The following is a 16,937-nucleotide window of genomic DNA, read 5'->3' as shown; positions in this document are numbered from 1 at the left end:
GCGCCCTCACGGTCACCAGACCGTGGGGGACGCGACCCGGGGTCCGTCGCGTCCGGGGTCAGTGCACGTGCGCGTCGCGCCCGGCGAACCACACCGCGGCGCCCTGGACGGCCGCCGCGGCGACGAGGAGCAGGAGCGGGAGGGTCCACTCGCCGGTGACGTCGTGCGCGAGCCCGAGGCCGAGCGGGCCGGTCGCGGCGAGCAGGTAGCCGGCGCTCTGCGCCATGCCGGAGAGCTCGGACGTGTGCGCGGCGTCGCGCGCCCGCAGCGCCATGAGGGTGAGCGCGAGGCTGATCCCGCCGCCCTGCCCGAGGCCGACGAGCACGACCCAGAGCGCCGCTGCGCCGGGCGCGACGGCGAGCCCGAGCAGCCCCGAGCCGACGAGGACCACGAGCACGAGGCCGATGCCGCGCTGGCGCGGCATGCGCCCGGCGAGGACCGGGGTCACGAACGAGCCGACGATCCCCGCGAGGTTGCACAGCGCGAGGAGCCAGCCGCCCGCCTCCGGCGTCCGTCCGAGCGCGACCATGATCTCGGGCAGCCAGGCGTTGATCGCGTAGAACGACAGCGACTGCATGCCCATGACGACGGTGACCGCCCAGGCGAGCGGGGAACGCCACACCGCCGACCGCGCGGCGGCCGGTCCCGTGCCGGGTCCGAACGCCACCGTGCCGGCGGGGTCGGGCCGCAGCGCCCGCGGCACCCAGACGATCGCCCCGAGCACGGCGAGGACGCCCCAGGTCGCGAGCGCGCCGCGCCAGTCGAGGCCGGCCGCGGACGCGACGGGCAGGGTCAGGCCCGCCGCGAGCGCCGCCCCGCCGGAGAGCGCCATCGAGTAGAGGCCGGTCATGAGACCGATGCGGTCGGCGAAGTCGCGCTTGATGAGCGCGGGCAGCAGCACGTTCCCGAGCCCGATCGCGCACCCCGCGACGACCGTCCCGGCGAACAGCCCCGCGGTCGAGGGCACGAGGCGCAGCGCGAAGCCGACGCACAGCAGCACGAGGCTCACGAAGAGCGCGCGCTCGAGCCCCCAGCGCCGCGCGAGCACGGGCGCGAGCGGCGCGAGGAGCCCGAAGCACAGGACGGGGAGCGTCGTGAGCACGCCCGCCGCCGTCGCGCTGAGGCCCAGGTCCGTGCGGATCTCGCCGAGCACGGGCGAGATCGCGACGACGGCGGGCCGCAGGTTGAGCGCCGCGAGGACGATCGCGACGACGGCGGCCAGCCCCAGCGGACGGCGCAGCCCGCTCACGCCTCGACCTCGCCGGCGTCGGCGTCGGCGCGGCCGGGACCGTCCGCGGCGGCCTCGACGAGCTGCGCCCGCACGGCGTCGATCGTCGCGACGACGGCGGCCTCGGCCGCCTCGGCGTCACCCGCCCGGACCGCCGCGACGACCTCCGCGTGACCGGGGACGTCGCGGTGGTGCCGACGCTGCCCGCCGGCCGGGAGCGTGCGGACGAGCGCGTGGTCGAGCCCGTCGTAGAGGTCGGCGAGCAGCGGGTTGCCCGCGGCGCGCACGACCTCGCCGTGGAAGGCGACGTCGGCGGCCTGGAAGGCCTGCTCGTCCCCGTCGCGCGCCGCGACCTGGGCGGCGAGCGCCGCGTCGAGGCGGTGGAGCGCGTCGGCGTCGGCCCGCCCCGCGGCGCCGCGCGCCGCGCCGCGCTCGAGGATCTCGCGCACCTCGAGCACGTGGAGCGCGTCCGTGGTGCGGGCCCGCCGGGTCAGGGCGGCGTCGAGCCCGTCGGCCGCGCGCACGTAGGTGCCGTCGCCGCGCCGCGGCTCGAGGATCCCGGCGTGCTCGAGCGCGCGCACGGCCTCGCGCACGGTGTTGCGCCCGACGCCGAGCTCGGCGACGAGCTCCGGCTCGGCCGGGATGCGGGTGCCGACGGGCCACTCCCCGCGCTCGACGCGCTGCATGAGCCGTTCGACGACGAGCTCCGACACCTTGCGGGGAGGGATGATCGGCTGGTCCACCGAAAGAACCTAACATCCCCTGTTTGGCCGGTGACGAGACGGGGCGTACGTGGTCTCGCGTACGGGGGTTGACCAGCGCGCGGCACCGCGAGGACCTTGCGACAGGACCGCTCCTTCGACGACGAAAGCGAGACCACCATGGACCCCACCCCGTCACGACGCCCACGACTGCGCAGCCTCCTCGCCCTGGTCGCCTCCGCCACGCTCGTCGGGACGCTCCTCAGCGGCACCACGACCGCCGCGGCCACGGACACCGAGCTCGCCGTCAACGGCGGGTTCGAGTCCGGACTGTCCGGGTGGACCTGCTCCGGCTCCACGGGGCAGCAGGTCACGAGCCCGGTCCGCACCGGCAGCGGGGCGCTCCGGGCCACGCCCGCCGGGACCGACACCGCGCGCTGCTCGCAGACCGTCGCCGTCCGGCCCTCCTCGACCTACACGCTCAGCGCGTGGGTCCAGGGCTCCTACGCGTACCTCGGGGCGAGCGGCGCGACGGCGCAGGACGTCACCACCTGGACGCCCTCGGCCGCGACCTGGCAGCGGCTCAGCGTGACCTTCACGACGACCGCGACGGCGACGTCCGCGACCGTCTTCGTGCACGGCTGGTACGGCCAGCCGGCCTACGTCGTCGACGACGTCAGCCTCGTGGGCCCGGGCGGCGGCGCGGCGCAGCCGCCCGCGACCCCGATCGGCCTCACCGCCGGGACGCCCACCGCCACCAGCGTGCCCCTCACCTGGGGCGCCGTCGCCGGCGCCACCGGCTACGCCGTCTACCGCGACGGCACGCGCGTCGCCACGACCACGGCCCCGTCCACCACCGTCTCCGGGCTCACCGCCGCCACCGCCTACTCCTTCCAGGTCACCGCGACCAACGGCGCGGGCGAGTCGCCCCGCTCCGCCGCCGTCGCCGTCACCACGGCGACCGGCGGCACCGGGGGCGGACCCGGCGCCGGGCTGCCGGCGCACGCGCTCGTCGGCTACCTGCACACGTCGTTCGCCAACGGCTCGGGCTACGTCCGGATGGCGGACGTCCCGGACTCGTGGGACGTCATCAACCTCGCGTTCGGCGAGCCGACGAGCGTCACGTCCGGCGACATCCGGTTCAGCCTCTGCCCGCGGACCGAGTGCCCGAACGTGGAGTCGGTCGCGGAGTTCAAGGCCGCCGTCGCCGCCAAGCGCGCGGCCGGGAAGAAGGTGCTCCTGTCGATCGGCGGGCAGAACGGCCAGGTCCAGCTCACGACGACCGCCGCGCGGGACGCGTTCGTCGCCTCCGTGAGCTCGATCATCGACACCTACGGGCTGGACGGGGTCGACATCGACTTCGAGGGGCACTCCCTGTACCTGAACCCGGGAGACACGGACTTCCGCTCCCCGACCACCCCCGTGATCGTCAACCTCATCTCCGCGCTCAAGTCGCTCACGGCGCGGTACGGCGACGACTTCGTGCTGACGATGGCGCCGGAGACCTTCTTCGTCCAGAACGGCTACCAGTTCTACGGCTCGGGCCCGTGGGGCGGCCAGGACCCGCGCTGCGGCGCCTATCTGCCGGTCATCCACGCCCTGCGCGACGACCTGACGCTGCTCCACGTCCAGCACTACAACTCGGGGCCGATCATGGGGCTCGACGACCAGTACCACTCGATGGGCGGCGCGGACTTCCACGTCGCGCTGACGGACATGCTGCTCACCGGCTTCCCGGTCGCGCGCGACACGACGAAGATGTTCCCCCCGCTGCGCCCCGACCAGGTCGCGATCGGCCTGCCGGCCAGCGCGCAGGCGGGCAACGGCCACACCCCGCCCGCGCAGGTCGCCCAGGCCCTGGACTGCCTCACGAAGGGCACGGGCTGCGGGTCGTACCGGACCCACGGGCGCTGGCCGGGGCTGCGCGGCCTCATGACGTGGTCGATCAACTGGGACCGCTTCAACGGCGGCGAGTTCTCCCGGAGCTTCGACGCGTACTGGCCCTGACGAGCGGGTCGCCACCGCGCACGCGACCGGCGTCCGGGGGCCTCGCCCTCGGACGCCGGTCGCCCCGGACGGCGGGACGCGAGGTCAGGCGGTCTGGACGAACTCGATCACGGCGTCGGCGACGAGCTGCACGGCGATGGCTGCGAGCAGCAGACCGGCGATGCGGGTCACGAGGATCGTGCCCGAGTCGCCGAGGACGCGGTTGATGACGTTCGCGAAGCGCATCGAGAGCCACAGGCACACGTGCACCGCGACGACGCCCGCCGCGATGGCGACCCACTCGGCGACGCCCCCGCCGCGCTCCCCCGCGCGCTGCACGAAGACCATCGTCGCGACGATCGCGCCCGGGCCGGCGAGCAGCGGCGTCCCGAGCGGCACGAGCGCGACGTTGACGCCCTTGTTGCCCGACGGCTGCGGCTCCTCCATCTTGCCGGTGAGGAGCTCCATCGCCACGAGGAGCAGCAGCAGGCCGCCCGCCGTCTGGAGCGCGGGCAGCGAGATGTGCATGTAGCTGAGGATCTGCTGGCCGAACACCGCGAACGCGACGATCACGCCGAACGCCACGAGGATCGCGGTGCGCGCCGCCTGGTTGCGCTGCTTGGCGCCCATCGCGCTCGTCAGGCCCAGGAACACCGGCACCGTGCCGGGCGGGTCCATGATGACGAACAGGGTGACGAAGACCTCCGTGAAGAGCCGGACGTCGAAGAACTCGCTCATCGTCCGATCATCGGATCACGTCCAACTGTCCCAGCTCCTCGATCTGCTCCAGCACGGTCGGTGCTGTCGTGTTCTCCCCGAGCCGGTTCGGTTTGCCGGCCCCGTGGTAGTCGCTCGACCCGGTGACGAACAGGCCCAGGGTCCGGGCCAGGTCCTCGAGCCGTGCGCGCTGACGCTCGTCGTGGTCGCGGTGGAACACCTCGAGCCCGGCGAGCCCCGCCTCGGCCATCTCCTCGATCACGGCGTCGGCCACGACGCGGCCGCGACCGTCCGCGCCCGGGTGGGCGAAGACGGGCACGCCGCCCGCGGCGCGGATCCCGCGCACGGCCACGACGGCGTCGGGCGCGTAGTGGGGCACGTAGTACGGGGTGTCCGTGGCGAGGATGGTCGCGAACGCGGCGGAGCGGTCGGGCGCGAGCCCGGCCGCGACGAGCGCGTCGGCGATGTGCGGTCGCCCGATCGTCGTCCCCACGACGGTCTGGGCGAGCACATCCTCCCACGTGATCGGGTAGTCCTCGGCGATGAGGTCGACCATCCGCCGGGCCCGGCTCGTGCGCGCGTCGCGCGTGCGGTCCAGCTCCGCGAGGAGGGCGGCGTGCGCCGGGTCGTGCAGGTAGGACAGCACGTGCACGCTGATGCCGCCGGAGCGGGCCGAGATCTCCGCGCCGCGCACGAGCGCGACCCCGTGCGCGAGCGCCGCGTCCGTCGCCTGCGCCCAGCCCGCCGTCGTGTCGTGGTCGGTCAGCGCGACGACGTCGAGCCCGGCCGCGGCGGCGGCCTCGACGACCGCCCCCGGGGCGTCCGTGCCGTCGGACGCCGTCGAGTGGGTGTGGAGGTCGATGCGCACGGGGACCAGGATAGTGACGACGCACCGAGGCGGCGGCACGGGACCCCCACACGATGTCCACACGGGGCGCGGCCCCTCCCCACGGTCGTCCCAGGCTGGGGTGCCAGAGTCGGGAGCGATGACCCTCACGACGCCCCCCACGGCAGCCCTCGCGACGACCTCCCCCTCGACCCCCTCGATGCCGGCGTCGCCCGACCCCGCGCAGGCCCCGCCCGCGGTGGTCTTCGTCCACGGCATGCGCACCTCGAGCGCGATCTGGGACCACCAGGTCGAGCACGTGCGCGCCCTCGGCCACGAGGCCGTCGCGGTCGACCTGCCCGCGCACGGCGCCCGCGCGCACGAGCGCTTCACGCTCGACCGCTCCTTCGAGGTGCTCGACGAGGCGGCCGCGTCGTTCGGCCCCGACCGCCGGGTCGCGCTCGTCGGCCTCTCGCTCGGCGGCTACACGTCGCTCGCCTGGGCGGCCCGACGCCCCGCGAACCTCGCGGGCGTGGTGGCCGCGGCCTGCACGTCCGACCCCAAGGGCAAGCCCGTCGCGCTGTACCGCGACGTCGCGCGCCTCGTCGTCGCCGGGGGCGGCGCCGTCGGCCGCGGCGCGCGCTGGGCCGCGCGCACGACCGCGACCGCGTGGGGCACGATCGCCCGCGGCGGGCGCGGCCTGCCGGGCGGTGCCGCGTCGTCGTACGCGCTGGCCGGGCCGGCCGACGCCGGGCCGCCGACGCCGGTCGCGCCGGGCTGGCACGTCGTCACCGACGCGCTCACCCAGCTCGCGGGCCGCTCGTGGCTCGCCCACGTGCGCGACGTCGACGTCCCGGTGTGGCTCGTCAACGGCGCGCGCGACCACATGCGCCTCGACGAGCAGCGCTACCTGGCCGCGGCCGCGGACGCGGCGCTCGTCGTCGTGCCGCGCGCCGGCCACGACGTCAACAGCGAGGCCCCCGAGGCCTTCAACCGCGTGCTCGGGCGCGCGCTCGCGGACTTCGGCCGCGTGCGCGGTGCGAGACTGGGGGCATGACCGACGCCACCCCCGTCACGCCCGCGCCCCTGTCCGAGACGCCCGACCAGGCCGCCGAGCACGCCGGCCCCGGCGAGACCCAGGACCTGGCCGCGCGCGGCAGCAACCGCTCCCAGCGCCCGGACTCCGACGCGTTCAAGGCCTTCATCACGAGCGGCTGGGCGCCGCGCGCCGCGCTCGACGTCGAGCCCCTGCCGGCCGCGCCGTTCACCGTCGCACGCCGCGCCGCGCTGTCGGCCCGGTTCCCGGGCGCGCGCCTCGTCGTGCCCGCCGGCCCGCTGAAGACGCGCTCGAACGACACGGACTACCGCTTCCGCCCGCACTCGGCGTTCGCGCACCTCACCGGCTACGGCACGGACCAGGAGCCCGACGCCGTGCTCGTGCTGCACCCCGTGGAGCCGGGCACCGGGGACGCCGGGTCCGACCACCACGCCGTGCTGTACGTCCGCCCGCTCGCCGCACGCGACACGGAAGAGTTCTACGCCGACGCACGGTACGGCGAGTTCTGGGTCGGCGCCCGCCCGTCGCTCGACGACGTCACGACCGCGACCGGCGTGGAGGCCCGGCACGTCGACGAGCTGCGCGACGCGCTCGCGAAGGACGTCGGCGCCGGCGGGGTCACGCTCCTCGTCGTCGCGGGCGCGGACGAGGCCGTGGAGGCGCTCGTCGAGGCGATCCGCGCGGAGGCGGGCGTCGACGACGTCGAGGCGGCCGCGTCCGCCGAGGACCAGCAGCTCTCCGAGTCGGAGTGGCTCGCGCGCGCCGAGGCCGCGTACCGCCGCACGGACGCCGCGCTGGTCGAGGCGGTCTCCGAGCTGCGCCTGGTCAAGGACGCGCACGAGGTCGAGCAGGTGCGCGAGGCCGTCGCGGCGACGATCGCGGGCTTCGAGGAGGTCGTGCGGAGCCTGCCGCGCGCCGTCGGGCACCGTCGCGGCGAGCGCGTCATCGAGACGACGTTCGACGCCCACGCGCGCCTCGAGGGCAACACCGTCGGCTACGAGACGATCGCCGCAGCCGGCGAGCACGCGACGACGCTGCACTGGATCCGCAACGACGGCGTCGTGCGGACCGGCGAGCTCGTGCTGCTCGACGCGGGCGTCGAGGTCGACTCGCTCTACACGGCCGACGTGACGCGCACGCTGCCCGTCGACGGCGAGTTCACCGACGTCCAGCGCCGCGTGTACCAGGCCGTGCTCGACGCCGCGGACGCCGCGTTCGCGGTCGCGGTGCCGGGCGCGCGCTTCCGCGACGTGCACGCCGCCGCGATGGAGGTCATCGCCGCGCGCCTGGAGGAGTGGGGCCTGCTCCCGGTGAACGCCGCCGAGTCGCTCTCGCCCGAGGGCCAGCAGCACCGCCGCTGGATGGTGCACGGCACGAGCCACCACCTCGGCCTCGACGTGCACGACTGCGCGCAGGCGCGCCGCGAGCTCTACCTCGACGGGGTGCTCGAGCCGGGCATGGTCTTCACGATCGAGCCGGGCCTGTACTTCAAGGCGGACGACCTGGCCGTCCCGGCGGAGTACCGCGGGATCGGCGTCCGCATCGAGGACGACGTCCTCGTCACCGCCGACGGCAACGAGAACCTGTCGGCCGCGCTCCCCCGTCGGCCCGAGGACGTCGAGGCCTGGATGGCGCGGCTGCGCGGCTGAGCGGGCCCGGCTCACCGGCGGAGGAACTGGGCTATGGTGGCCCGTTCATCCACCGGTGAGGGGAGGTGAACTCACGTGGCGAAGAGCATCAAGAAGGAAGCGTCGATGTCCATCAAGGAGAAGCGCGCCCAGAAGCGCGAGAGGGCTGCCGAGACCGCAGTGAAGTCGCGGAAGCGCTAGCGGCGCTTCCGCCGAGGGCCGGCCGACGGACGACGACGTCCGACGGCCGGCCCTCGTCGTCTCCTCCGAGAGACGTCCCGGACGCCCCGGGAGCGGTGCGTCAGGCCGGGCGCTCGGGCTGGTCGGGGTGCGCGCCGGGTGCGGGTGCCTGCCCGGGTGCGGCGTCGGGCGCGGGCGCGTCGGTCGGCTGGTCCGACGTCGGGCGCATCGCGCCGTAGCGCGGCTCGCCCGACGGCGTCGTCCAGCGCGGGTCGGGCGTGCGGGTCGGGGGCGCCGCCGGAGGGGTCGGCGCGGGGACGCCCGCCGAGGGCTCCGGGGCCGGCGCGTGCGGAGCGGCGGGGGGTGGGGTGCCGGGGGTGCCCCAGCCGGGGTTGGCCGGGGCGGCGGGCCCGCGGACACCGCCCGCGCCCTCGGGCATGCGGCCCAGGAGCTGGCGCGCCTCGCCCGCCCGCTCGGGCGCGCAGAGGATGCCGTAGGACGAGGCGACGATCTGGCTCTGCGACGTGAAGTCGCGCTTGCCCTGCGTCAGCGCGTACGACAGCACCGAGAAGAGCAGGCCGAACCCGGCGCCGATCCCGACGGCGGTGAGCACGAACCCGCCCTGGCCGGAGAACATGAAGAGCAGCAGGCCGACGAAGAGGCCGAACCACGCGCCGGACGCGGCACCCGCGATCGCGACGCGACCGTAGGTGAGACGGCCCGTCACGCGCTCGACCATCTTGAGGTCGGTGCCGACGATCGTCACGAGCTCGACCGCGAACTTGTTGTCCGAGAGGAAGTCGACCGCCTTCTGCGCCTCGAGGTAGGTCGCGTACGACGCCACCTCCTCGCCGCGCGGCGGGGTGGGGACACGGGGGACGGCGCCCGGGCGTGACATGCTCATTCGCCCAGTCTGTCCTACCCGGGCGGAGCGCGCGAGGGCCGTCCCCGTCCCCGGCCCGCGACGGACGGCCGGCAGGCGACCGGTGACGCCCGCCACCTGCCGGGACGGAGCGCGGCGACGGGGGCGCGTGCGTAGGCTGGCGGCGTGAGTGCAGCCACCACCGTCTTCGTCGCGCGCCTGGCCGGGACCAGCGTGTTCGACCCCATCGGCGACCAGGTCGGGCGGGTGCGGGACGTCGTCGTGCTCATCCGGCCCAAGGGAGCCCCGCGCGCGGTGGGCCTGGTCGTCGAGGTGCCCGGCCGGCGTCGGGTCTTCCTGCCCCTGACACGCGTGACGAGCATCGACGCGGGCCAGGTCATCTCCACCGGGCTCGTCAACATGCGCCGGTTCGAGCAGCGCGCGATGGAGACGCTCGCCGTCAGCGAGCTGCTGGAGCGCACGGTGCAGTTCGTCGACGGGTCGGGCTCGGCGACGGTCGAGGACCTCGCGATCGAGCGCCAGCGCACGGGCGACTGGCTCGTCACCAAGCTGTACGTGCGCCGGCAGGCGCAGCACAAGGGGACGCTGGGGCTGCGCCGACGGGGCGACGCGCTCGTCGTCGACGTCGACGCCGTGACCGGGCTCGCCGGGAGCACCGAGGCGCAGGGCGCCGCGATGCTCCTCGCCGCCTACGACGACCTCAAGCCCGCCGACCTCGCCGACGTCATCCACGACCTCGGCGACACGCGCCGGCTCGAGGTCGCGGGCGCGCTCGACAACGAGCGGCTCGCCGACGTCCTGGAGGAGCTGCCCGAGGACGACCAGGTCGCGATCCTCTCCGGGCTCGACACGGACCGCGCCGCCGACGTCCTCGAGGCGATGCAGCCCGACGACGCGGCCGACCTGCTGCACGAGCTGCCCGAGGCCCAGGCCGCCCAGCTCCTCGAGCTCATGGAGCCCGACGAGGCGCGCGACGTGCGCCGTCTCCTGTCGTACGCCGAGGACACCGCGGGCGGGCTCATGACGTCCGACCCGGTCGTGCTCGGCCCGGAGACCACCATCGCGACCGCGCTCGCGCAGATCCGCCGCAAGGACCTCGCGCCCGCGCTCGCGTCGATGGTGTTCGTCGCGCGCCCGCCGCTCGAGACGCCCACGGGCCGGTTCCTCGGCGTCGCGCACTTCCAGCGCCTGCTGCGCGAGCCCCCGCACGCGGCCGTCGGCTCGGTGCTCGACTCCGACGTCGAGGGCGTCACGCCCGACGCGCCGCTCGGGCGCGTGACCCGCATCCTCGCGACCTACGACCTGCTGTGCGTGCCCGTGCTCGACGCGGAGAAACGCCTGCTCGGCGCGATCAGCGTGGACGACGTGCTCGACCACATGCTGCCCGACGACTGGCGCGAGACCGACGACGAGGACACCGAGGCCGCGCGCCGGGCCGTCGCGAGCGGGCGCACGCCCACCGCGGGCACCCCCGGCCGTCCGGGCACCGCGGGGGTGGCCCGTGGCTGACCGTCTCGACACCCCGAAGACCGCGCGCCGCACGTTCTTCCCGCGGGTCAGGGTCGACCAGGACGCCGTCGGCCGCTCGACCGAGGGCATCGCGCGCTTCCTCGGCACCCCGCGGTTCCTCGTCTACCTCACCGTCTTCTGCGCGCTGTGGATCGCGTGGAACTCGTGGGGCCCGGAGGGGCTGCGGTTCGACTCGGCCGAGTTCGGGTTCACCGCGCTCACGCTCATGCTCTCGCTCCAGGCGTCGTACGCCGCGCCGCTCATCCTGCTCGCGCAGAACCGGCAGGACGACCGCGATCGCGTCACCGCCGAGCAGGACCGCCAGCGCGCGGAGCGCAACCTCGCGGACACCGAGTACCTCGCGCGCGAGATGGCCGCGCTGCGCATCGCGCTGAGCGAGGTCGCCACGCGCGACTTCGTGCGGTCCGAGATCCGCAACCTGCTCGAGGAGCTGGAGGAGAAGGCGGCGCGTCAGCCCGACGACGAGGTCGCCGACCGCTGACCCCGGGGCCCTACTGCGTGCCCTCCGCCGCGACCCGGCGCAGGCGCGCGGCGAGGGCGGGGTCGCCCGTGACGACGAGCCCGTCCGCCGGGCCGCGGCCCCAGAGCCACAGGTCGAGCGCCCAGGCCGGGCCGGCCACCTGCGTGGTCGTCGAGCCGGGCAGGTCGACGAGCTGGGCGACGTCGAGGTCGTACGCCGTCCCCGACTCCGGACCGGTCCCCGTGAAGCGGCCGAACGCGAGCTCCCAGCTCCGCGGCCGCTCCCCCGGCCCGTCGACGACGACGGAGACCGTCGCGCCGTCGGGCGTGAAGACGCCCCACCCGGGCACCCCGTCCACCATGACGGACAGCACCTCGTCGACGCCGTCCGCCGCGACACCCGGGTCGGCGGGCGTGACGTCACGCCCGGCCGTGAGCTCCGCGTCGGCGCGGTGGACGAGCGCCTCGTGCGCCTGGCGCCGCAGCACCCAGCCGACGTGCCGGCCGTCGTCGTGCCACGACCAGCACGGCTCGTCGGGGTCGCGACCGGTGAGCGCCGCGACGAGCCGGCTCGTCGAGCGCTGGAGCAGCGCGGGCAGCTCGGCGTCGGACGCGGGCCGTGCGAGCGGCTCGACCTCGTCGCCGTCGACCCCCTCCCCGGGAGCCGGGCCGACGACGCGCGCCCAGAAGTCCTGCACCTCGGCGAGGTGGTAGAGCAGGTCGGCGCCCGTCCACTCGGGGCACGCGGGCACGCGCGCGTCGGGCGGGGCGCTGCGCACGGCGTCGCCGAACAGCTCGCTGTCCCGCGCGAGGGAGGCCAGGGCGTCCATCCGTGCACGGTAGCGCCGATCCGCGGCGCTCGTCGTGCGACGGGGCTCACGTCCGGTCCGGGACCTCCGACCCGGCCGACCGGGCTCCGGCCGCGCCTACGATGGGGGCATGCCCGACCCCGCCGCAGACCCGCTCGAGCACGCCGTCCGGCAGGCCCTCACCACGGTCCTGGACCCCGAGATCCGCCGCCCCGTCACGGACCTCGGCATGATCCGCTCGGTCGCCGTCGAGCCCGGCGCGCCGGGCGCCGTCGTGACGGTGGGCGTCGACCTCACGGTCGCCACGTGCCCGATGCGCGACACGCTCGCGCGCGACGTCGACGCCGCGGTGCGCGCTGTCGAGGGCGTGGCGGACGTCCGAGTCGACCTCGGCGTCATGACCGCGGAGCAGCGCGCCGAGCTGCGCACGATGCTGCGCGGCGGCGTGGGCGAGCCCGAGATCCCCTTCGCCAAGCCCGGGTCGCTGACGAAGGTGTACGCGATCGCGTCGGGCAAGGGCGGGGTGGGCAAGTCGTCGGTCACGGCGAACCTCGCGGTCGCGCTCGCCGCGCAGGGCCTCGAGGTCGGGGTCGTCGACGCCGACATCTACGGGTTCTCCATCCCGCGCATGCTCGGCGTCGACCGGCAGCCCACGCGCGTGGACAACATGCTCCTGCCGCCGATCGCGCACGGCGTGAAGGTCGTCTCGATCGGCATGTTCGTGCCCCCGGGCCAGCCCGTCGTGTGGCGCGGACCGATGCTGCACCGTGCGCTCCAGCAGTTCCTCGCGGACGTGTTCTGGGGCGACCTCGACGTGCTGCTCCTCGACCTCCCGCCCGGCACGGGCGACATCGCGATCTCGGTCGCGCAGCTCCTGCCCGGCAGCGAGATCGTCGTCGTCACGACGCCGCAGGTCGCTGCCGCGGAGGTCGCCGAGCGGGCGGGGTCGGTCGCGACGCAGACCCAGCAGGGCGTCGTCGGCGTCGTCGAGAACATGTCGTGGCTCGAGCAGCCCGACGGGTCGCGCCTCGAGGTGTTCGGCGCGGGCGGCGGCGAGCGCGTCGCGGCGAACCTGTCGCGCGCCACGGGGACCGCCGTCCCTCTCCTCGGCCAGGTGCCGCTCGACGTGTCGCTGCGCGAGGCGGGCGACGGCGGCACCCCGGTCGTGCTCTCCGACCCGGGCTCCCCCGCCGCGGCCGCGCTGCGCGACGTCGCCGCGGGTCTCGCGCGCCGGCCCCGCGGGCTCGCGGGGCGGTCGCTCGGGGTCACGGTCGTCTGACGCGACGGCCTCCGGACGTCGGCCGGTCTTTCACCGTCCTTTTCCTGTCTTTTCCGCGCGTCACGGTATAGTCTCGCCCGCATCTCGTCCGGGGGGACGGCCGTCGGGCCGGTGAGGGGGATCGTGTCGTGGCATCGCCGCCGCTCCGCCCTGCCCTCGTCTCGCTCGCGATCCCCCTGACCTGCGACGCCGCTCCGGCTGCCCAGGGAGAGTGCTGCTGTCCCCCGGGCTCGCACGCCCACCTCACGTGGTCACGTCGACCTGACCGGTCGGTGACCCGTCAGTGACGAAGCCGCGACAGAACTCCTCCCCAGGGATGACGACGCCGTCCGTGTCGCCGCCCTAGCCTCGGGCCGGGCCGTCGTCGGCCCCGCCAGGAGCGCCCGCTCGCCGTCCCGCCACCGTCGTCCCAGGAGCCCGCACGTGGGTATCACCCGCCGGATCGTCTTCCCCGCCCTCCGCATCGTCATCTGGGCGGCGATCGCCGCCCTGCTCGCCGTGATCGCGTTCCGCTCGGCACCCGAGCCCGCGACCGACCCCGCGTTCCCCACGGCCGAGCTCGTGGAACCCCGCGTGGCCGTCTCCACAGGAGACGTCACCAACACCGTGAAGCTGACCGGGCAGGTCGTCGCCGACCCGGCCGCTCCGCAGAAGGTGACGCAGCGCGGGGTGGTCACGGCGGTGCTCGCGAAGCCCGGCGACGTGGTCGAGGCGGGCGCGCCCCTCCTCGAGGTCACCCTCGAGGAGCCCCGCGAGCCCCTCACCGAGACCGACCCCGAGACGGGCGAGGTCACGGTCACCGAGCGCCGACCGAAGGTCACGCGGGAGACCGTCGAGGCCACCATCGGCGGGACGGTCGCCACGTTCACCGCGCTCAAGGACCAGGAGGTGGCGGTCGGCGAGGACTTCGCGACCGTCTCGCCCGGCACGCTCTCGGTCACGGCCAGCATGGTCGCGGAGCAGCAGTTCCGGCTCCTCCAGATCCCCGGGGAGGCGACCGTCACGGTCACCGGCGGCCCCGCGCCGTTCGTGTGCACGAACCTCCGCATGGGCGCCGCCGCCGCCCCCGAGAACGCGCCCGAGGAGGGCGCACCCGACCCGGCCGGCGGTGCGTCGTCCGCGAGCGTGACGTGCGCCGTCCCGGGCGACGTCACCGTCTTCGCCGGGCTCGCCGCCGAGCTCGAGATCACCGCGGGATCCGTCGAGGGAGCCCTCGTGGTGCCCGTGACGGCGGTCCTCGGTCGCGTCGAGCAGGGCAAGGTGTGGGTCGTCGGCGCGGAGGGCGAGCCCGAGGAGCGCACCGTGACGCTCGGTCTCACCGACGGCGCGGTCGTCCAGGTGACCGAGGGACTCGCCGAGGGCGACGAGGTCCTCGAGTTCGTGCCCGGCCAGGACGTCATGCCGGTCATGGACGACATGATGATGACGGACGACAGCGAGGCCTCGTACTGATGAGCCTCCTGGAGCTCAGCGGGGTCACCCGCTCGGTGCTGCTCCCCGACGACCGCGAGCTCGAGATCCTGCGCGGCATCGACCTCACGGTCGGCGCGGGCGAGCACGTCTCGATCGTGGGGCGCTCGGGGACGGGCAAGTCGACCCTGCTCAACATCCTCGGCCTCCTCGACAGCCCGACGAGCGGGGACTACCTGCTCGACGGCGTCCCGATCGGCCGGCTCTCGGGACGCGCCCGGGCGCGGCGCCGCGGCACGGACTTCGGGTTCGTGTTCCAGCAGTTCAACCTGCTGCAGGGCCGTACCGCGCTCGAGAACGTCGTCGCCCCGCTGCTCTACGCGCGCGGACGGCAGTTCTGGCAGCGGCGCACGCTGGCCGCCCAGATGCTCGAGCGGGTCGGCCTCGGCGACCGGCTCGACACGACCCCGGAGAAGCTCTCCGGCGGCGAGCAGCAGCGCGTCGCCATCGCGCGTGCGCTCGTGCGGGTCCCGCGCGTCATCCTCGCGGACGAGCCCACGGGAGCGCTCGACGTCGACACGGGCAGCGAGGTCATGGACCTGCTCGACACCATCGCCGGCGAGAACGGGTCCGCGCTCATCGCGATCACCCACGACCTCGCCGTCGCGTCGCGCGCCGCCCGCCAGTTCCGGCTCGCGGACGGCGTGCTCACCCCGATCTCCATCAGCGCGCGCAGCGCCGGGTCCCTCGGGGCGCTCGGCACCGCGCCGAGCACCGACCACGATCCCGGGACCGACCCCGGGACGAGCCACGACCACCAGGCCGAGCACGTGGCCCGCCCGCTCGTCGGGACCGGGCCGGTGCTCGCCGCCCGGACACCGGTCGGCGCTCCGGCCGGCAGCTCGTCCAGCGACTCCGCCCGCACCGCGCGCGGCACGGGAGAGACGGCATGACCGGCGTCGTCGGCGCCCTCCTCGAGGCGTGGGACGAGCTGCGCGTCCACAAGGTCCGGGTGCTGCTCGCGCTCGTCGGCGTCGCCGTCGCGGTCTGCGCGATCACCACGATCTCGGCCGCCGGGGAGATGCTGCGCCAGGTCTCGGCCGAGCAGAACGAACGCTGGGGCGGTCGCCCCGCGACGCTCCAGGTCTCGGCATGGCCCACGGGCGACGGCGGGAGCGTCATGCCCGCGGCGGAGGAGTACGAGCAGGTGTTCGACGAGATCGTCGACCGCTACGGCATCGGCTACTCCTCGATGCTGCGCGACGCGCCCGCACCGGTGCGGTTCCCCGGCGGCACGCGCGAGATCACCACGACGGGGGTGGAGCCCGACTGGGCCACGATGCACCGCTTCCAGGTGACGTCGGGTCGCTGGTTCACCGAGGCGGACGCGGACCGTCTCGCGCCCGCGCTCGTCGTCAACCAGGCGTTCCTCGACGCGCTCGGGGGAACGACGGTGGCCGAGCACCCGACGGTGACGATCGGCGGGGACAACCCGGTCGTCGCGACCGTGGTCGGGGCCTTCCCCGACGACTGGCCGGACATGGACCCGGTCGCGTACGCGCTGGTCGACGCCCAGTCGACGTGGGTCACGCCCGAGTCGCTGGAGATGATGGGGCCGCCCCGGCTCGAGCTGTGGGTGCCCGACGACATGTCCGACGCACTCGTCGAGACGGTGCGCCGCGACGTGGCGGGAGCGCTCGAGGGCGTCCAGGCCGACGTCTACCGATCCGACTCGCCGTCGGCGACGGTCGTCGACGGCGCGATCCGGTGGGTCGTGCTCGGCGTGAGCGCGATCGCGCTGCTGCTCGGCGGGCTCGGCCTCGTGAACATCGCGCTCGTCACGGTGCGGTACCGGATCCGCGAGATCGGGATCCGCCGCAGCTTCGGCGCGAGCTCGGGGCGCGTCTTCTTCTCCGTGATGATGGAGAGCGTCGTCGCGACGACCGTCGCGGGCGTGCTGGGCGTGACGGTCGCGGTCGTCGTGCTGCACAACGTCCCGCTCGACGTGCTCATGGGCTCGGCCGTCCAGGACGCGCCCGGTTTCCCGTTCTCGGCTGCGGTGACCGGGATGCTCGCGGCCGTCGGGGTCGGGGCGCTGGCGGGGATCCTTCCCGCGCTCGTCGCCGTGCGCGTCAAGGTGATCGACGCGATCCGCTACTGACCCGCTCGGCCCGGCCTCGTCGCCGGGCCGAGCGATGTTCGGTCGTGTTCGATCGTGTTGGATTTCTTGACGATGTGGACAAT

General features: G+C 75.1%; 15 protein-coding genes. 9 read left to right on the top strand and 6 right to left on the bottom strand.

Annotated elements, in window-relative coordinates; genetic code table 11:
- Positions 1-58: 58 nt before the first annotated feature.
- Together MT994_RS09250 and MT994_RS09245 are read right to left on the bottom strand one after the other, a co-directional pair.
- On the bottom strand, positions 59-1,249 hold the full coding sequence (locus MT994_RS09250; RefSeq protein ID WP_354805985.1) for an MFS transporter: 1,191 nt from the start codon (positions 1,247-1,249) through the stop codon (positions 59-61).
- Positions 1,246-1,971 (bottom strand): FCD domain-containing protein, encoded by a 726-nt coding sequence (locus MT994_RS09245; RefSeq protein WP_354805983.1) that lies wholly within the window; start codon positions 1,969-1,971, stop codon positions 1,246-1,248. Before MT994_RS09245 ends, MT994_RS09250 begins: the two co-directional genes overlap by 4 nt.
- 138 nt (positions 1,972-2,109) lie before the next feature.
- On the opposite strand from MT994_RS09245, the gene MT994_RS09240 reads away from it, so the two are divergent.
- Positions 2,110-3,936, top strand: a complete 1,827-nt coding sequence (locus MT994_RS09240) for a glycosyl hydrolase family 18 protein (RefSeq protein ID WP_354805982.1) — start codon at positions 2,110-2,112, stop codon at positions 3,934-3,936.
- 84 nt (positions 3,937-4,020) lie between these two features.
- Here MT994_RS09240 and MT994_RS09235 read toward each other — a convergent pair whose 3' ends face one another.
- Both MT994_RS09235 and MT994_RS09230 read right to left on the bottom strand, forming a co-directional pair.
- Positions 4,021-4,653: a MarC family protein gene (locus tag MT994_RS09235; RefSeq protein WP_021482981.1), complete on the bottom strand. Its 633-nt coding sequence runs from the start codon at positions 4,651-4,653 to the stop codon at positions 4,021-4,023.
- A gap of 7 nt (positions 4,654-4,660) precedes the next feature.
- Complete coding sequence (locus tag MT994_RS09230; protein ID WP_076405145.1) at positions 4,661-5,500, bottom strand: PHP domain-containing protein; 840 nt, start codon at positions 5,498-5,500, stop codon at positions 4,661-4,663.
- A gap of 118 nt (positions 5,501-5,618) precedes the next feature.
- On the opposite strand from MT994_RS09230, the gene MT994_RS09225 reads away from it, so the two are divergent.
- Entirely contained in the window at positions 5,619-6,515 is an 897-nt protein-coding gene (locus MT994_RS09225; RefSeq protein WP_354805981.1) for an alpha/beta hydrolase, read from the top strand.
- Positions 6,512-8,164, top strand: coding sequence for an aminopeptidase P family protein (locus MT994_RS09220; protein WP_354805979.1), 1,653 nt, complete (start codon positions 6,512-6,514; stop codon positions 8,162-8,164). The genes MT994_RS09225 and MT994_RS09220 overlap by 4 nt, the downstream gene beginning before the upstream one ends.
- A gap of 280 nt (positions 8,165-8,444) precedes the next feature.
- Here MT994_RS09220 and MT994_RS09215 read toward each other — a convergent pair whose 3' ends face one another.
- A complete protein-coding gene (locus MT994_RS09215; protein WP_163184521.1) occupies positions 8,445-9,227 on the bottom strand; it encodes a general stress protein in 783 nt (260 codons plus the stop codon).
- Positions 9,228-9,371: 144 nt separating this feature from the next.
- Between MT994_RS09215 and MT994_RS09210 the strand changes: the two genes are divergently transcribed.
- Both MT994_RS09210 and MT994_RS09205 read left to right on the top strand, forming a co-directional pair.
- Complete coding sequence (locus MT994_RS09210; RefSeq protein ID WP_051027750.1) at positions 9,372-10,715, top strand: CBS domain-containing protein; 1,344 nt, start codon at positions 9,372-9,374, stop codon at positions 10,713-10,715.
- Positions 10,708-11,217 (top strand): DUF1003 domain-containing protein, encoded by a 510-nt coding sequence (locus MT994_RS09205; RefSeq protein WP_034655412.1) that lies wholly within the window; start codon positions 10,708-10,710, stop codon positions 11,215-11,217. Before MT994_RS09210 ends, MT994_RS09205 begins: the two co-directional genes overlap by 8 nt.
- A gap of 10 nt (positions 11,218-11,227) precedes the next feature.
- On the opposite strand, the gene MT994_RS09200 is transcribed toward MT994_RS09205, so the two are convergent.
- Positions 11,228-12,025, bottom strand: coding sequence for a maleylpyruvate isomerase N-terminal domain-containing protein (locus MT994_RS09200; RefSeq protein ID WP_194522228.1), 798 nt, complete (start codon positions 12,023-12,025; stop codon positions 11,228-11,230).
- Between the two features lie 109 nt (positions 12,026-12,134).
- Here MT994_RS09200 and MT994_RS09195 point away from each other — a divergent pair, with 109 nt between their 5' ends.
- The 4 genes from MT994_RS09195 to MT994_RS09180 all read left to right on the top strand — a co-directional run bounded on the left by MT994_RS09195 (position 12,135) and on the right by MT994_RS09180 (position 16,854).
- Positions 12,135-13,283 carry a P-loop NTPase gene (locus tag MT994_RS09195; protein WP_137280154.1) on the top strand — a complete coding sequence of 383 codons (1,149 nt, stop codon included), beginning with the start codon at positions 12,135-12,137 and terminating at the stop codon, positions 13,281-13,283.
- A 423-nt stretch (positions 13,284-13,706) separates the two neighbouring features.
- Positions 13,707-14,735: a secretion protein HlyD gene (locus tag MT994_RS09190; RefSeq protein ID WP_354805977.1), complete on the top strand. Its 1,029-nt coding sequence runs from the start codon at positions 13,707-13,709 to the stop codon at positions 14,733-14,735.
- A complete protein-coding gene (locus MT994_RS09185) occupies positions 14,735-15,646 on the top strand; it encodes an ABC transporter ATP-binding protein (protein ID WP_354805976.1) in 912 nt (303 codons plus the stop codon). Before MT994_RS09190 ends, MT994_RS09185 begins: the two co-directional genes overlap by 1 nt.
- Entirely contained in the window at positions 15,643-16,854 is a 1,212-nt protein-coding gene (locus MT994_RS09180) for an ABC transporter permease (RefSeq protein WP_021481351.1), read from the top strand. Before MT994_RS09185 ends, MT994_RS09180 begins: the two co-directional genes overlap by 4 nt.
- Positions 16,855-16,937: the final 83 nt, after the last annotated feature.

The sequence above is a fragment of the Cellulosimicrobium sp. MI9406 genome, assembly GCF_040595865.1.
Classification (GTDB): domain Bacteria; phylum Actinomycetota; class Actinomycetes; order Actinomycetales; family Cellulomonadaceae; genus Cellulosimicrobium; species Cellulosimicrobium funkei.
This window is presented reverse-complemented; position numbering and strand designations above follow the sequence as displayed.

Excerpts from the sequence above, each read along its gene's own strand:
- MT994_RS09240 (WP_354805982.1), top strand. The coding sequence starts at position 2,110 with ATGGACCCCACCCCGTCACGACGCCCACGACTGCGCAGCCTCCTCGCC.
- MT994_RS09235 (WP_021482981.1), bottom strand. The coding sequence starts at position 4,653 with ATGAGCGAGTTCTTCGACGTCCGGCTCTTCACGGAGGTCTTCGTCACC.
- MT994_RS09225 (WP_354805981.1), top strand. The coding sequence starts at position 5,619 with ATGACCCTCACGACGCCCCCCACGGCAGCCCTCGCGACGACCTCCCCC.
- MT994_RS09220 (WP_354805979.1), top strand. The coding sequence starts at position 6,512 with ATGACCGACGCCACCCCCGTCACGCCCGCGCCCCTGTCCGAGACGCCC.
- MT994_RS09215 (WP_163184521.1), bottom strand. The coding sequence starts at position 9,227 with ATGAGCATGTCACGCCCGGGCGCCGTCCCCCGTGTCCCCACCCCGCCG.
- MT994_RS09200 (WP_194522228.1), bottom strand. The coding sequence starts at position 12,025 with ATGGACGCCCTGGCCTCCCTCGCGCGGGACAGCGAGCTGTTCGGCGAC.
- MT994_RS09195 (WP_137280154.1), top strand. The coding sequence starts at position 12,135 with ATGCCCGACCCCGCCGCAGACCCGCTCGAGCACGCCGTCCGGCAGGCC.
- MT994_RS09185 (WP_354805976.1), top strand. The coding sequence starts at position 14,735 with ATGAGCCTCCTGGAGCTCAGCGGGGTCACCCGCTCGGTGCTGCTCCCC.
- MT994_RS09180 (WP_021481351.1), top strand. The coding sequence starts at position 15,643 with ATGACCGGCGTCGTCGGCGCCCTCCTCGAGGCGTGGGACGAGCTGCGC.